Source organism: Delftia lacustris, assembly GCF_040267515.1.
GTDB classification, from domain to species: domain Bacteria; phylum Pseudomonadota; class Gammaproteobacteria; order Burkholderiales; family Burkholderiaceae_C; genus Comamonas; species Comamonas tsuruhatensis.
In genome coordinates, this window is record NZ_CP141274.1 from 2662057 (window position 1) to 2677763 (window position 15707).

At 68.1% G+C, this 15707-nt stretch carries 14 protein-coding genes; 11 read left to right on the forward strand and 3 right to left on the reverse strand.

The features are described from left to right. Nucleotides 1-132 precede the first annotated feature (132 nt). The 6 genes from U6958_RS13525 to U6958_RS13550 all read left to right on the forward strand — a co-directional run bounded on the left by U6958_RS13525 (nucleotide 133) and on the right by U6958_RS13550 (nucleotide 7191). Nucleotides 133-747 carry a TetR/AcrR family transcriptional regulator gene (locus U6958_RS13525; protein ID WP_016450638.1) on the forward strand — a complete coding sequence of 205 codons (615 nt, stop codon included), beginning with the start codon at nucleotides 133-135 and terminating at the stop codon, nucleotides 745-747. A gap of 132 nt (nucleotides 748-879) precedes the next feature. After that, nucleotides 880-1233 carry a hypothetical protein gene (locus tag U6958_RS13530; RefSeq protein ID WP_016450639.1) on the forward strand — a complete coding sequence of 118 codons (354 nt, stop codon included), beginning with the start codon at nucleotides 880-882 and terminating at the stop codon, nucleotides 1231-1233. 117 nt (nucleotides 1234-1350) lie between these two features. Beyond that, the gene (locus U6958_RS13535) at nucleotides 1351-3546 is read left to right on the forward strand and encodes a TonB-dependent siderophore receptor (RefSeq protein WP_043792450.1); all 2196 of its coding nucleotides are present in this window, start codon (nucleotides 1351-1353) and stop codon (nucleotides 3544-3546) included. 8 nt (nucleotides 3547-3554) lie between these two features. Further along, entirely contained in the window at nucleotides 3555-4406 is an 852-nt protein-coding gene (locus tag U6958_RS13540; RefSeq protein ID WP_074924103.1) for an ABC transporter ATP-binding protein, read from the forward strand. Further along, nucleotides 4403-5830, forward strand: a complete 1428-nt coding sequence (locus tag U6958_RS13545; RefSeq protein ID WP_016454676.1) for a DUF3526 domain-containing protein — start codon at nucleotides 4403-4405, stop codon at nucleotides 5828-5830. The genes U6958_RS13540 and U6958_RS13545 overlap by 4 nt, the downstream gene beginning before the upstream one ends. Then, the gene (locus tag U6958_RS13550; RefSeq protein ID WP_074924100.1) at nucleotides 5827-7191 is read left to right on the forward strand and encodes a DUF3526 domain-containing protein; all 1365 of its coding nucleotides are present in this window, start codon (nucleotides 5827-5829) and stop codon (nucleotides 7189-7191) included. Before U6958_RS13545 ends, U6958_RS13550 begins: the two co-directional genes overlap by 4 nt. Nucleotides 7192-7291: 100 nt before the next feature. Here U6958_RS13550 and U6958_RS13555 read toward each other — a convergent pair whose 3' ends face one another. The 3 genes from U6958_RS13555 to U6958_RS13565 form a co-directional block, all read right to left on the reverse strand. After that, nucleotides 7292-7717: a transcriptional repressor gene (locus tag U6958_RS13555; protein ID WP_016450441.1), complete on the reverse strand. Its 426-nt coding sequence runs from the start codon at nucleotides 7715-7717 to the stop codon at nucleotides 7292-7294. A 733-nt stretch (nucleotides 7718-8450) separates the two neighbouring features. Beyond that, nucleotides 8451-9227: an SDR family oxidoreductase gene (locus tag U6958_RS13560; RefSeq protein ID WP_016454678.1), complete on the reverse strand. Its 777-nt coding sequence runs from the start codon at nucleotides 9225-9227 to the stop codon at nucleotides 8451-8453. A 105-nt stretch (nucleotides 9228-9332) separates the two neighbouring features. Next, entirely contained in the window at nucleotides 9333-10220 is an 888-nt protein-coding gene (locus U6958_RS13565) for a LysR family transcriptional regulator (RefSeq protein ID WP_016450439.1), read from the reverse strand. Between the two features lie 123 nt (nucleotides 10221-10343). On the opposite strand from U6958_RS13565, the gene U6958_RS13570 reads away from it, so the two are divergent. From U6958_RS13570 to U6958_RS13590, 5 genes are all read left to right on the forward strand, one after another. Beyond that, the gene (locus tag U6958_RS13570; protein WP_074924098.1) at nucleotides 10344-11216 is read left to right on the forward strand and encodes an amidohydrolase; all 873 of its coding nucleotides are present in this window, start codon (nucleotides 10344-10346) and stop codon (nucleotides 11214-11216) included. Continuing rightward, nucleotides 11213-12214: a tripartite tricarboxylate transporter substrate binding protein gene (locus tag U6958_RS13575; RefSeq protein ID WP_016450437.1), complete on the forward strand. Its 1002-nt coding sequence runs from the start codon at nucleotides 11213-11215 to the stop codon at nucleotides 12212-12214. The genes U6958_RS13570 and U6958_RS13575 overlap by 4 nt, the downstream gene beginning before the upstream one ends. Nucleotides 12215-12397: 183 nt before the next feature. Then, on the forward strand, nucleotides 12398-12913 hold the full coding sequence (locus U6958_RS13580; protein ID WP_074924096.1) for a hypothetical protein: 516 nt from the start codon (nucleotides 12398-12400) through the stop codon (nucleotides 12911-12913). Nucleotides 12914-13093: 180 nt separating this feature from the next. After that, on the forward strand, nucleotides 13094-14218 hold the full coding sequence (locus U6958_RS13585; protein ID WP_074924093.1) for a 4-oxalomesaconate tautomerase: 1125 nt from the start codon (nucleotides 13094-13096) through the stop codon (nucleotides 14216-14218). 101 nt (nucleotides 14219-14319) lie between these two features. After that, entirely contained in the window at nucleotides 14320-15696 is a 1377-nt protein-coding gene (locus U6958_RS13590; RefSeq protein WP_016454680.1) for an aromatic acid/H+ symport family MFS transporter, read from the forward strand. Nucleotides 15697-15707: the final 11 nt, after the last annotated feature.

The following is a 15707-nucleotide window of genomic DNA, read 5'->3' on the forward strand; positions in this document are numbered from 1 at the left end:
CTGATTCTTCAGGCGCAGTTTCGCGGCCCGGCCATGCCCGCCAGGCAGCGGGCGCGTACCGAACGCTTGATTGGCGTGCCACCAACAGCCTGTTAGCATCGCCGCACTACAACGATCCACACCCTGGCAGACATGGCAAGAAGGCAGACCAGCGCCCACGACGGCAACGAGACCCGCGAGACCCTTCTCAAGCTGGCCGCCCGCACCTTCGGTGAGCAGGGCTACTCTGCCACCACCATGCGCAACATTGCCGAGCAGTCCGGGATCGAGGCCGCCAGCATCTACTACCACTTCGCCTCCAAGGAGGAGCTGGTGGACGAGGTCATGGAGCAGGGCGGCAACCGCATCATCAGCCAGCAGCAGGAGCGCCTTGCCGCGCTGGGCGCCGACGCCACGGCCGAGCAGCGTTTCCGCGCAGCCGTGCTGGGCCAGATGGCGGGCCTGATCAAGCATGGGGACTTCGCCCTGGCCCACGGCCGCCTGCTGGGCCAGTTGCCCGACAAGGTGCGCGAACGCCAGATCAAGCGCCGCGAGCGCCACCAGAAATTCTGGAGCGGCCTGCTCGAAGACCTGCGCGCCGAAGGCCGCCTGCGGGCCGATGCCGACATCCACCTGGCGCGCATCATGATCCTGGGCAGCATCAACTCCATACAGTCCTGGTTCAACCCCCGCAAGGGCTCGCTGGAGAAGGTGGCGGACCAGATCTGCGACATGTTCTTCCGGGGCGTGGGGCCCGCAGATCAATAGGCACAATGCGGGAAATCGCCAGTCGGCTGTCACATGCCTGTGCCATATTGCCGCGCTGTCTCCGGGGCCCGTGCTGAAAATGCCGGCGGATAGTTAACGATATTGAATTGTCAATAGTAAGATCGCCGTCTTATGCGTCTGCTTGTTTTGCGCCTGCTATTGCTGGCCGTGTTCTTCAACACGGCCATTGGCATGCCCCTGCATGGCGCAACGCATATCCGGCAGGCGGCGGCAGCGCCCGGCCAGGCGTTTGCCGGCCTGAACGGCTGCGAGGACAAGGCGCCGGCCGGTGAAAAGGCGGAAGCCGCGGAAGCCGTCTGCGTCTGGTGCATGGGCCATGCACCGCATGCGGCGGCTTGGCTGCCGCACTTCGGCCTGCCGCTGGCCGTGGCCGCGCCGCCTGAGAGGGTGCCGCCGCGCACCGTGGGCGGCGCCATCCCCTCGCAGAACCGCTGGGCCTTTGCATCGCGCGACCCGCCGCGCTGAATCCGCAAGCACTTTTCTCCTTCTCTGCCGCCAGCACCCGTTGGTGCTGGCGGCATGTCCGTGTTTGCGCGCGCCGGCTTCTGATGCCGGCGGCATGCGCCCGTGCCCGTTTTCATCATGACTGCCTTCTCCATCCTCGCGAAGCCGCTCCCCGGCCTTCGCCCGCTGCCGCTTGCCCTGAGCGCTGCCGCTTTCTTCTCCACGCCCGTGCTGGCCCAGGGCCAGGAACAAACTGCGGCATCCGTGCCGTCAGCGCCGTCGCCCCAGGAGCAGACCCTGCTGCCTGCCGTGGAAGTCGTGGGCCGCACGGCCTCGGGCGCCTATCACACCGATGAGGCGGCAGGCGCCAAGACCGACCTGCCGCTGCGCGAGCTGCCGCAGTCGGTGCGCGTGATCACGCGCCAGGCCATGGACGACCTGGGAGCCACCAAGCTCGACGATGTGCTGGACTATGTGGGCGGCGTCTCGCGCCAGAACAACTTTGGCGGCCTGTGGGACAACATCGTCATTCGCGGCCTGCCCGGCGATCAGAACGTGGGCATGGCCACCTTGTTCAACGGCTTTTCCTCGGGGCGCGGCTTCAACGCGCCGCGTGATCTGGCCGGCGTGGAGCGCATCGAGTTCCTCAAGGGCACGGCCGCTGCGCTCTACGGCAGCAGCGAGCCGGGCGGCACGCTGAACGTCGTCTCCAAGCGTCCGCTGTGGACGCCTTCGCATTCCGTGGAAGCCTATGCGGGCAGCTACGGGCTGCGGCGCGGCGCGCTCGACAGCACGGGGCCGATTGGCGAGAACTTTGCCTACCGGCTCAACATCGCCGTGGAGGACCGCGACAGCTTCCGCGACTTCGTGGGCGCCAGCCGCCAGGTGATTGCGCCGGCCTTCACCTGGAAGCTGGGGCGCGATACGGTGCTGGAGTACTCGGGCGAGCTGCTGCGCCACAAGACGCCGCTGGACCGTGGCGTGGTGGCCGTGGGCGACCGCCTGGGCGCCATCTCGCGCAGCCGCTTCCTGGGCGACCCGCGCGATGGCGATGTGACGGTGGAAAACCGCACGCACCAGTTCATCCTCTCGCATGAGTGGAGCGCGCAGTGGCGCAGCCGCCTGGGCCTGTCCTACCGCGAGACCTCGATCAACGGCTTTTCCACCGAACCCCATGCGCTGCTGGCCAATGGCGACCTGACGCGCCAGCGGCGTTTTCGCGACTACCAGTCCGACGATATCGCCGTGCAGGCCGAGCTGCAGGGCACGGTGAAAACGGGCACCGTCGAACACGAGCTGCTGCTGGGCCTGGAGAGCTTTCGCTTCGACATGGATACGGTGATGCTGCGCGCCAACCCCACGGCGGCCAATCCCTATGCCATCAATATCTACAACCCCGTCTACGGAGGCACGCAGCCCGTGCCCACGGCCAATACCGATACCTTCGAGCGCCAGCGCAACACGGCCTTCTACCTGCAGGACGCCATCAAGCTCTCTCCCCAGTGGCGCGTGGTGGCCGGCCTGCGCATGGACCGCTATGACCAGTCGCTGCACAACCGCCGCACGGGCGCGACCACGCAGCAGGACCCGACCTCGACCTCTCCGCGCCTGGGCCTGAGCTGGCTGCCGCTGCCGCAATGGACCTTCTATGCCAACGTGGGCCGCTCGTTCCGGCCCAACGTGGGCGTCGATGTGGCCGGCGCGGGCTTCAGTCCCGAATCCGGCCGCTCCATGGAGCTGGGCGCCAAGTGGGAAAGCGCCGACCGGCGCATGGGCGCCACGGCCGCGCTGTTCGACATCCGCAAGCGCAACGTGCTGACGGCCGACCCGGGCAACGCCGGCTACTCGGTCTCGGCCGGCGAGATCCGCAGCCGGGGGCTGGAGTTCGACTTTGCCGGCCAGGTCACGCAGCGTTGGCGCCTGAATGCGAGCCTGGTGCTCAACGACGTGGAGATCTCGCGCGACAACACGCTGGAAGTGGGCGGGCGCCTGCTCAACGTGCCCAAGGTCAACGGCAGCGTGCTGGCGGTCTACGAAAACGCCTTCTCCAACGGCCAGCGCTACGGCATTGGCGGCGGCGTCACCCGCGTGGGCAAGCGCCTGGGCCAGGCCCGCACGCAGGCCGAGGCCGACGCTGGCAAGGCGGCCTTCGATCTGCCCGGCTACACCACCGCCAAGCTGGTGGCCTACTGGCGCATCAGCCCCACGCTGCGCCTGACGCTGGACGTGGACAACCTCTTTGACAAGACCTACTACACCAGCTCGTACAGCCGGCTGTGGGTGACGCCGGGCACCGCCCGCACCGTCACCGTAGGCCTTCAAGCCAAGTTCTGAGCCCCGCCATGCATCCATCCCTTCCTGTTTCTTCCAACCCCACTTCTGCCTCCTCGCCCGTGCTCCAAGCACTGGGCGCCGTGGTGGACTATGGCGAGCGCACCATCCTCCAGGGCCTGGACCTGGCCGTGCATGCCGGCGAGATCTATGCGCTGCTGGGCGCCAACGGCGCGGGCAAGACCACCACGCTGAGCCTGTTCCTGGGCTTTGTGCGGCCGCGCAGCGGCCAGGTGCGCGTGCAGGGCGTGGACCCGGTGACGGCTGCCGCGCAGGCGCGCGGCCTGATCGCCTATATCCCCGAGAACGTGGCGCTGTACGAGCACCTGAGCGCGCGCGAGAACGTGGCCTATCTGCTGGACCTGGCGGGCCAGCCCGCCAGCAGGGATGCCATCGGCCAGGCCTTGTCCGCTGCAGGGCTGGATGCGGCCGCGCATGACCGGCGCGTCTCGGGCTTTTCCAAGGGCATGCGGCAGAAGGTGGCCATTGCGCTGGCGCTGGCACGCAAGGTGCCGGCACTGCTGCTGGACGAACCCACTTCGGGCCTGGACCCGCAGGCCACGGCCGAATTCAGCCGGCTGATCACGCAGCTGCGCGGCCAGGGCGTGGCCATTCTCATGGTCACGCACGACCTGCTGGGGGCGGCCGATGTGGCCGACCGCATGGGCTTCATCGCGGGCGGCAGGCTGGTGGAGGAGGTGGCGGCCCGTGGGGAAGAGCGCTTTGACGTGCGGGCACTGCACCGCCACTACGCGGGTACAGGTACGGGTGCGAGTGCAGACGCAAACGCACACGCACACGCACACGCAGACGCAGACGCAGGCGCAGGCGCAGGCGCAGGCGTGCAGGGGGCCGCGGCATGAGCACGGCCTGGACCATTGCACGCGAGGAATGGCGCCTGCTGCTGCGCGACCGCGTGGCCGTGCTGGGCATGGTGCTGTGGCTGCTGCTCGGTGCTACTGCCGCCTTCACCGCCTGGGACCAGCGCAGCGCGGCCCAGGCCCAGCGCGAACGCCACCAGTCGCAGGTGGACCACGAGTTCGAGGCCCAGCCCGACCGCCATCCGCACCGCATGGTGCACTACGGCCATTTCGTGTTCCGCCCGCTCAATCCGCTGGCGGCCTTCGATGCGGGCATAGACGCCTACACCGGCCACACGCTGTTTCTCGAAGGCCACCGCCAGAACAGCGCCAACTTCGGCGATGTGCGCCAGTCGTCGCTGCTGCTGCGCTTCGGCCAGCTCACGCCGGCCTTTGTGCTGCAGGTGCTGGCACCGCTGCTGCTGATCTTCGTGGGCCATGCCTGCATCGCGCGAGAGCGCGAGGCCGGCACCTTGCGCGTGCTGCTGGCCCAGGGCGTGGGCATGCGGCAGTTCGTGGCCGGCAAGCTGCTGGCGCTCACGGGCGTGGCGGCCCTGGTGCTGCTGCCCGCCTTGCTGGCCCTGGCCTGGATGGCGGTGGCCACGCCCGTGCCCATCAGCCTGGTGGCCGCGCTGGCGGCTGGCCATGTGCTGTGGCTGCTGCTGTGGGCCGTGGGCATCACCGCGGTCTCGGCCCTCATGCGGCGCGGGCGCGATGCCTTGCTGGCCCTGCTGGCCGCCTGGGCCATTGGCGTGGTGCTGGTGCCCCGGCTGGCGCCGGAGCTGGTGGGCGCGGCCCTGGCATTGCCCACGCGCTTCGAGACCGATATCGCCACGGCGCGCGAGCTGGCGGCGCTGGGCGACAGCCACAATCCCGACGATCCCTACTTCGCCGCCTTTCGCGCCAAAGTGCTTGCACAGTACGGCGTGTCGCGTGTGGAGGATCTGCCCGTCAACTACAAGGGCCTGGTCGGCATGGAGGGCGAGCGGCTGACCAGCGAGCTCTTCAGGCGCCATGCCGAGGCCAGCTTCGATCTGCAGGCCCGGCAACTGCGCAGCGCCGACGGCTTTGCCCTGGTCAGCCCCTTGATTGCGCTGCGCCGCCTGTCCATGGCCGTGGCCGGCACCGACCTGCAAGGCTATCGGCGCTTTCTGGAGCAGGCCGAGCAGCATCGCTACCGCATGGTGCAGGCGCTCAACCAGCTGCAGGTGGACAAGCTCAGCTACGCGGGTGACCGTTCCAGCCGAGACAACCGCATCAGCCACGAGCACTGGCGCGGCGTCTCCGACTTCCATCACGAGCCCGATCCGCCGCTGGCGGCCTTGCGCCGCGCGGCACCCGCAGCCTGCGTGCTGCTGGGATGGCTGGCGGCGCTGGCGGCCGCCTTGCTGGTGGCCACGCAACGTCTGGGGAGGGTGGTGCGATGAGCTGGCTACGACATGAATGGCGTCTTCTGACGCGCTCGCGCCTGGCGCTGTGCGCCCTGGCCCTGCTGCTGTTGCTGTCCACGCTGGCAGTGCTGTCGGGCCTGCGCGAGATCTCGTCGCAGCGCCAGACCCTGGACCGTCTGGCCCAAATGCAGCAGCAGGAAATGGCGGCCCAGGCAGGTCGGCATGCACAGCCCGGCGATGCGGGCTCGGTGGCCTACTACGGCTTTCACAGCACCTGGGATGCACCGTCGTCCACGGCCTTCCTCGCCCTGGGCCTGCGCGATGCCGCGCCCTATGTGCTGCGCGTGCGTGCCCTGGCGCTGCAGGCGCAGCTGCATGAAGGCGAGAGCTTCAACCCCGAACTGGCGCTGGCGGGCCGCTTCGACTTCGCCTTTGTGCTGGTCTACCTGGCGCCGCTGTTCCTGATTGCACTGCTCTACGACCTGGTCTCGGGCGAGCGCGAATCGGGACGCCTGGGCACGCTTCAGGCCATGCCCGGCAGCGGGCGCCGGCTGTGGCTGCGCCGTGCGGGCCTGCGTTCGGTGCTGTTGCTGGCATGCCTGGCGCTGCCGGCCCTGGCAGGGGCATTGGCCAGCGGTGCGCAGGCGGGTGCCATCGCCTCCGTGCTGCTGAGCGCCACGGCCTATGTGGCCTTCTGGAGCGGGCTGTGCCTGGTGGTCGCCACGCTGGGCGGCAGTTCGGTGGCCAACGCCATGGCCCTCATGGGCTGCTGGGCCGTGCTGACCCTGGTGCTGCCCACGCTGGCCAATGCCGCGCTGTCGCGCGCCGTGCCCGTGAGCCAGGGCGTGGAGCTGATGCTGGCCCAGCGCCAGACCGTGCATGGTGCCTGGGACCTGCCGCGCGAGCAGACCATGGAGCGCTTCTTCCGCAACCACCTCGAATGGCGCAACACCGCGCCGCTGCCTGCGGGCTTTCACTGGAAGTGGTACTACGCCTTCCAGCAGCTCGGTGATGAAAGCGTCGCCCCCCAGTTCGCCGCCTATCGGGAAGGCCTGCAGGCGCGCCAGGCCTGGACCGGGCGCCTGGGCTGGCTGCTGCCCGGCGTGGGCGTGCAGGCCGCATTGCACCGCCAGGCCGGCACCGACCTGCTGGCGCAGCTGGCCTACCAGGACGACATTGCCGCCTTCCATGCGCGGCTGCGGACTTTCTTCTATCCCTATCTGTTCGAGGACCGTCCATTCGGCGCGAAGGACTTTGCAGCGCAGCCGGTCTTCACGGCCAGTCCGCGCCATGCGCCGCAGACCTGGGGTCAGGTGGCGATGCTCTGGGCGGTGGCTGCGCTGGCCTTGCTGGCCGGGGGCGTTGCCGCAGGCCGCGTGCGGCCGGGCAGGCGCTGAGGCAGCGGACCGGGGAAAAAGAAACAGCCATGGCGCAGGGAAGGCCTGCGCCATGGCTGTCGGCTTGCCGATGCCCGGGCCTGAGGCCCGGGGCCCGCCGCTACTGCACGTTCTGGTGGCAGTCGCTGCAGATGCCGTACATCGTCATCTCATGGCGCTCCACCACAAAGCCTTCGGGCACGATGCGCTGCATGTCGCCAAGGCAACCGGGCACGTTGAACACGCGGTTGCAGCTCATGCAGCGGAAATGGTGGTGATGGGCGCGGCCGCTGAGTTCGTAGCGCGTGGCCTCGCCGGGCAGGTCCACGGCCTGCACCTCACCGGCTTCCATCAATTGCTTGATGTTGCGGTACACCGTGGCCAGACCGATGGCCGGCACCTCGCGCTGCGCTGCGCCCAGGATTTCAGCGGGGAGCAGGGGGCGCCCAGCCTCTTCCATGACCGTGCGTATCGAACTGCGCTGGCGGGTCGAGCGTTCCATTGGCCTGAACAAGCGCTCCACGATGGGCTGAGTGTGTCTAGTCATGGTAGTTCCGTTATTTACTATAACAATCTCGACGCGATTAATCAGTGTTCACGAACGCTCACAGCCGAAATGGAACTGTGCCTGCCTGTAGCTCCTGCAAGCATGGGGATGCAATCCCTGCAACGATTCTTTTCTTCAAAGAGAAAAAATCACATCGGACGGACAACAGGTATTCCATTCTTGCGGTTTTGCGCGAGTATATGTCGTGAGCATTCGATGGACCTTGTGCAAAGGTTAAATACCATAGCCGTCCACAATGCTGTAATGGGATGTAATTGATCTATTGTCTGAAGAATGCTTGAAACAAGGGTTGTGCGGGACTTCGCGCAGGTCCTGAATCCGACGGTAATTGCTGGAGACGCGATGCAATGGATTGCATGGGCAGTGTATTACCGATTCAAGCAGATTGCCTCAATGCACCTCGTTTGTCCATCATCCATTCCCTGGAAGAAAGGTGTGGCCATCCCGTAATGGTTCATGTCACCACATGTCGATTCAGCATCCGGGCACCATTTGCCGAGCAGTTGCTTCGTCGTGAATTGCGTGGTCAGAAAACATCAGCCAGCTCCTTGGCCACGATGCGGGAATGAACAGCGAAGGCACAAGCATCGTTTCCAGGGGAATTATTGGGGCAGGAATGCCACTTTCAAAACTCCCCTAATAACGCCGCCGCAGGCGACCGGAAGATCCGAGCGGGCCGCCATTGCCGCGACGGCTTTGGCGGGGCTCTGCTTCAAGTCCGTTGGATGGACACACCGCCATCGACCACCATGGCCGTTCCCGTGACGAAGCTGGATGCATCCGACGCCAGGAACAGCGCTGCCGCTGCAATCTCCGCCGGTGTAGCCAGGCGCTTGAGGGCGTGCAGGTTTTCGACAAAGGCGCGTGCCTCGGGCGTGGGGGTGCTGGCGCGGCCCATGGGCGTGTCGGTGCCGCCGGGCAGCAGGGCGTTGGCCCGCAGGCCGCGGGGGCCGTATTCAGCCGCGATGACCTGGGTGAGGCCGACGAGGCCGGCCTTGCTGGCGGCATAGGCACCCATGCCGGGCAGGCCCGCCGTGTAGCCCACGAAGGTGGAGGTGAAGATCAGCGAGCCGCCTCCGCGTGCCAGCAGGGCTGGTATCTGGTGCTTGGCGCCCAGAAAGGCGCTGGTGAGATTGGTGGCGATGGCCTCCTGCCAGGCCTGCAGCGACAGGTCGGGCAGGGCGCAGGGATCGCCCGTCATGCCGGCATTGTTGAAGGCGATGTCCAGGCCGCCAAAGCGCGCCGTGGCGGTTTCGACCAGGGCCCGGGCCAGCGGCTCGTCCCGCACGTCGCCGGCCAGCGCGATGGCCTGGCCGCCGTCCTGCTCTATCTCCGCCACCAGGGCCTGCAGTTCCGGCTGGCGGCGGGCCGTGAGCACCAGCCTGGCGCCGTGGCGTGCGAACAGCCTGGCGGCTTCGCGGCCTATGCCTGAGCTGGCGCCCGTGATGAGGGCGACTTTTCCGTGGAGTTGCTGTGACGATGGCTGCATCTGGCACCTTTTCTTTCCGTGAATGAGGGAAAGCGGTTTGTAGTGCGGCGCAGGCGCGGGCGCATCCCGTTTCTTGCACCGGTGCGGCGCCAATGCGGGCCGCACTCAGTCTTTGCCCAGGTCCAGGTGTGCGAACAGGTCGGCCAGCGTGGGCGTGGAGCGTGCGGGCCAGATGGCGCTGAGGTCCAGGCTGGGCAGGGACCGGCCATCGCGCACTTCGCAAAATCGCACGCCGCGAAAGTCCATGGAGCGTATCCAGCTGGGCAGCAGTGCCACGCCGCAGCCGCCGGCCACGCAGGCCAGCACGGTGAGGGTGCGGTTGGCCTCCTGCGCCACATGGGCTTCGTGGCCGGCCTTGCGCAGCGCGTCGAGGATGCCGGCATGCAGCACGGGCAGCTGGGCCTGTGGGTACATGACCAGCCCGGCCTCGGCGATCTGCGCCAGGCTGACCTGGCCGTCCTCGCCGATCTGGAATTCGTCGGGCACGGCGGCCACCAGGCGCTCGCGCAGCAGCTGGCGCTCGCGCATGCGCCCGCCCACGGCCACGGGTGTGTGCATGAGGCCGATGTCGATGGCGCCGGTCTGCAGGGCCTCGGCCTGCTCGGCATTGCTCATCTCGCGCAGGATGACGCGCACGCCGGGCGCCTGCTGCCGCAGCGCGCGCAGGGCGCGGGGCAGGGTGCCGAACAGCGCCGAAGACACCAGGCCCACGGTGAGCTGGCCTGCACTGCCCCTGGCGATCTCGCGCGCGCGGCTGGCGGCGGCATCTATGCGGGCCACGCTGGTGCGCACGTCATCCAGCATGGCCAGGGCGGCCGGCGTGGGCAGGGCTCCCTGGCGCGAGCGCTGGAACAGCTGCACGCCCAGGTCTTTCTCCATGCGGGCCAGGGTCTGGCTCAGCGCGGGCTGGGCAATGCCCAGCCAGTCGGCTGCGCGGCTGACGCTGCCCTGGTCCACCACCGCCAGAAAGTAGCGCAGATGCCGGGTTTCCATATCGATCCAGTATGAATAAATCCATTTTGAAGAATGGAAATATATATCCCCCCTTCCTAGAATCCGGCCGCATACCCCCTGCGCCGCATCCTGTGCCGCGCCACCCGCAAGGAGTTTTTCCCCGTGTCTGCCCTGCCCAGGTTCGCCATTGCGTCCAGCGTCGATACCCATGCCCATGTCTTCGAGCGCGGCCTGCCCATGCCCGATGTGCGCCGCTACGCGCCCGACGCAGATGCGGCCCTGGCCACGTATCTGCAGCACCTGGACACGCACGGCCTGGCCTATGGCGTGCTCGTGCAGCCCAGCTTCCTGGGCACGGACAACCGCTACATGCTCCAGGCCCTGCGCGCCGGGCCGCAGCGCCTGCGCGGCGTGGCCGTGGTCGATGACAACACGGGCGAGGACCACCTGCAGGCCCTGGCCGATGCCGGCGTGGTGGGCATGCGCCTGAACCTGATCGGCCTGCCTTTGCCTGATCTGAATGCGCCCGGTTGGCGCCGCGTGCTGGAGCAGGCCAACACCCTGGGCTGGCATGTGGAGCTGCACCTGCAGGCCGGGCGCTTGCCTGACCTGCTGCCCACCCTGCTGGCGGCCGGCTGCCGCGTGGTGGTCGATCACTTCGGGCGTCCTGACCCGGCCCTGGGCGTGCGCGACCCTGGCTTTGGCTATCTGCTGCAACAGGCCGGCAGCGGCCGTGTGTGGGTCAAGCTGTCCGCGCCCTACCGCATCTGGCCCGCCGCCGACTGCGCCGCCTCGGGGCGGCAGGCCACCGCGCAGTTGCTGCAGGCCTTTGCGGCCGAGCGATTGCTCTGGGGCAGCGACTGGCCGCACACCCAGCACGCGGGCCAGGCCAGCTATCCGGCGGCCGTGCGCTGGATGCACGACTGGCTGGACCCGCTGGACGATGCCGCCTCGCTGCAGGCCGTGCTGGGCCGCAGCGCCGTCGAGCTGTTCCGATTTCCGAGCCCGATTCAAACCCAAGGAGACACACCATGAAATCCCTGTCCAGACGCACCGCCGGCCTGTGGGCGGCCGCAGGCCTGATCTCGGCCGTTGCCGGCATGGCCGCGCCAGCCGCTGCGGCTGCAGCGGCCAACTACCCCGAGCGCCCCGTCACCCTGGTCGTGACCTATCCGCCGGGCGGCACCGTCGATGTGGTGGCGCGCCTGATCGGCCCCCGTCTGTCTGCCGAGCTGGGCCAGCCCGTGGTGATCGAGAACCGGGGCGGGGCAGGTGGCATGATCGGCGGCGCCCAGGTGGCCAAGGCCCAGCCCGACGGCTACACCCTGATGCTCGATGCCTCCAACCACGCGCAGAATCCCGCCATCCACGCGCGCATGCAGTTCGATACGCTCAAGGCCTTCGCGCCGGTCTCACTGCTGCTGCGCGTGCCCAATGTGCTGGTGGTGGCGCCTTCGTCGCCCATCAAGAGCGTGCAGGACCTGATCCAGGCCGGCCGCTCCGAAGCGGGCGGGCATCTGTACTTTGCGTCGGCAGGCCCGGGCTCGGCCCAGCACCTGGCGGGCGAGCTGTTCAACCTGCTGGCCAGGACGCAGCTGCACCATGTGGCCTACAAGGGCGGCGGCCCGGCCATGATGGACGTGATGTCGGGCCAGGTGCCGCTGATGTTTGCCAGCATGGGCTCGGCCTGGCAGCACGTGAAGACCGGCAAGCTGCGCGCGGTGGCCGTGGGCGGGCTGGAGCGCTCCAAGGCCGCGCCCGAGCTGCCGACCATTGCCGAGTCGGGCGTGCCCGGCTACGAGACCTACGAGTGGAACGCCATCTTTGCGCCGGCCGGCACGCCGCCCGCCATCGTGAACCGGCTGTCCACGGTGCTGGCCAAGGTGCTGCGCGAGCCTGCCATCGTGGAGCGGCTCGCTGGCATAGGTGCCGAGCCCATAGGCTCCACGCCGGCCGAGCTGGAGACATTCCGCCGCGCCGAGATCGCCAAATGGCAGAAGGTGGTGAAGGACTCGCGGCTCAAGCTGGACTGAGCGCGTGCAGGCCAGAAAGCGGACCATTGCGGTCTGCTGTACACCGCAGGCAGCCCTGGCGCGTTGAGCAGGAACGGGCGCTGGCTTGAACGGGTTCTTACACCTTTTCAGGCGCAACGGCCCATGCGGCCCCAGGCGCTTGGTAGAAACGGGGCCTTTCCTGTTTCACCCCTTCAAAAGAACATGGCCATGCTTACCTTGCGATCCACCTTGCGCGCCGCGGCCGCCTTTGCGCTGGCCTGCTCGGCCCTTGCGGCCCAGGCGCAGACCTATATCAGCGGCTCGGTCTCGGGCCAGCTGGCTCCGGGTGTCTACGGCACCGTGGACATAGGCAATGCCCCGCCTCCGCCGCTGCTGTACCAGCGGCCCGTCATCATCGCGCCGGCGCCCATGGCCCCGCCGCCGGTCTACATGTGGGTGCCGCCCGGCCATGCCAAGCACTGGGGCAAGCACTGCGCACGCTACGGTGCCTGCGGCCGCCCGGTGTACTTCCTGCGCAATCCGCCGCCGCACTGGCGCGCCGGGCCGCCGCGCCACGATCCTCGCTGGCGCGAGGAGCGCCGCCACCGCGAATGGGAGCACCGCCGCGATGACCGCCGCTGGGACCGCCACGACCGCCACGATCGGCATGACCGCCACGACGACCACCGCGGCCGCGGGCATGGCCATGATCGCGGCCGGGGCCATGACCGCGATTGAGCGTCACTGCGCCCCAATAAGTTGTATCAAGCAGTTGCGGCGCCTCGGCGTCGCAGCCTGCGGCCCAGGCTTGGCGTTGAGCTATGCCGGTTTGCTATAGCTGCTAGCGGGCTTGCCCAGTAGTGCCTGGCCCGCGCCATGCTCACAATAGCTGTCATACCCATACTGATAGAGACAGCCATGCAAACGGCCATTCCCTGCCTGCTGATGCGGGGCGGTACTTCCAAGGGCCCTTTCTTCCGGGCCAGCGATCTTCCCTCCGACCTGCCCACGCGCGACCGCGTGCTGCTCGCGGCCATGGGATCGCCCGACAGGCGCCAGATCGACGGCGTGGGTGGCGCGCATCCGCTGACCAGCAAGGTCGGCATCGTCAGCCTCTCCGACAAGGAGGGCATAGACCTCGAATTCCTCTTCGCCCAGCTGCAGCCCGACAAGGACACGGTGGACACCACGCCCAACTGCGGCAACATGCTGGCCGGCGTGGTTCCCTTTGCGCTGGAGACCGGCATGGTGCAGCCGCGTGGCCAGACCAGCACCTTCCGCGTGCTGACACTCAACACAGGCATGGCGGCCGACATCACGGTGCAGACGCCCGGCGGCCAGGTGGAGTACGAAGGCTCGGCCCGCATCGACGGCGCGCCCGGCAGCTCGGCACCCATCGAAATCAGTTTCCTGGACACGGCCGGCTCGGTCTGCTCTGGCCTGCTGCCCACGGGCAAGCCCCGGGACACGGTCACGGTGACAGGCGAGGGGTTCGAGCCCTTCACGCTTGACGTCACCTGCATAGACAACGGCATGCCGCTGGTGATCTTCAAGGCGTCCGATGTGGGCGCCACCGGGCAGGAGACCGTGGCCGAGCTCAACGCCGACACCGACCTCAAGCGCCGCATCGAGGCGCTGCGCCTGCAGATCTCGCAGGCCATGGGCCTGGGCGATGTCTCGGCCAAGAACTACCCCAAGATGACGCTGATCGCGCCGCCCCAGCATGGCGGCGCGCTGACCACGCGCAGCTTCATCCCCCATGTCTGCCATGACGCCATCGGCGTGCTGGCGGCCGTCACCGTGGGCACGGCGGTGAAGATGCCGGGCACCGTGTGCGAGGGCGTGGCACAGCTGCAGCAGGGCACGGGTCCGCTCACCGTCTCGGTGGAGCATCCCACGGGCGAGTTCAGCGTCACGCTGGACAGCGACCCGGCCCATCCCGACGTGGTGACCAAGGCGGCCCTGCTGCGCACGGCGCGCCTGCTGATGCGTGGCGAGGTCATGGTGCCGCGCTCGGTCTGGGACGGCCGCAGGCAGGACTGAAGAAACAGCGCAGGGGCTTGCCGGCCTCTGCGGTGCAAGGGGCGGGCCGCGCGCGCAGATGCGGTATCCGCCAGGCTGAGAGACAGTGGAAGAGACAAGTCATGACATCCGTCCAGAAGGACGCCGCAGCAACCGGCGTCAATGTGCAGACCCTGCTCAACGAGCACCCGTTTTCGGGATTCCAGTGGGTGATCTTTGCGCTGTGTTTCCTGATCGTTCTGCTCGATGGCTTTGATACGGCGGCCATCGGCTATATCGCGCCCTCGCTGATCACCGAATGGGGCGTGAGCAAGCCCGCGCTGGCGCCCGTGCTCAGCGCTGCGCTGTTCGGCCTGGCCGCAGGCGCGATCTTCTCGGGCCCGCTGGCCGACCGCCTGGGCCGCAAGACCGTGCTCGTGGGCTCGGTCGCGGTGTTTGCCGTGGCCTGCCTGGGTTCCGGCTTTTCCCCCGACATCTGGACCCTGGCCGTGCTGCGCTTCGTCACCGGCCTGGGCCTGGGCGCCGCCATGCCCAATGCCGTCACGCTGATGAGCGAGTACTGCCCTGATTCGCGCCGTGCCACGCTGACCAACGCCATGTTCTGCGGATTTCCGCTGGGCGCGGCCTTCGGCGGCTTTCTGGCGGCCTGGATGATCCCGCATTTCGGTTGGCGCAGCGTGCTCATCCTGGGCGGTGCCGCGCCGCTGCTGCTGCTGGTGGCCCTGGTCGTGCTGCTGCCTGAATCCGTGCGCCACATGGTGGCCAACAACTACCCGGCCGATCGCATCCGCAAGGTGCTGGCGCGCATTGCCGGTGATGCCGTGCAGGGCGTGCAGCGTTTCGTGCTGACCGAGGCCAGGCCCGAGGCCCAGGCCGGCAGCGGCATGGGCGTGGTGCTCTCGCGCCAGTACCGCGTGGGCTCGGTGATGCTGTGGATCGCCTACTTCATGGGCCTGGTCATCTTCTACGCTCTGATGAACTGGATGCCCGTGCTGTTCAAGGAAGCGGGCCTGGACCCCAAGACCGGCACCCTGGTGGCGGCGCTGTTCCCGCTGGGCGGCGTGGGCGCCGTGCTGTTCGGCTGGCTCATGGACCGCTTCAATGCCAACCGCATCATCGCCATCGGCTATGCGCTGACGGCGGCCTCCATCTGGTGGATAGGCCAGACGGCCGGCCACCTGGGCTGGCTGGTGGTGGCCGTTTTCCTGGCCGGCACCATCATGAACACCGCCCAGTCGTCCATGCCGGCGCTGGCCGCCGCCTTCTATCCGACACGCGGCCGCGCCACGGGCGTGGCCTGGATGCTGGGCATCGGGCGCTTCGGCGGCATCGCGGGCTCTTTCCTGGTGGCCGAGCTGTCGGCGCGCCACATGGCCTTCAGCGAGATCTTTGCCGTGGTGGCCATTCCTGGCGTGATCGCCATGGCCGCCCTCATCATCAAGCAGTACAGCAGTCCCGAGCCGCAGGGCGGCGCGGTGCCTGCCACGCCCCTTCATTGACACATTTCCAC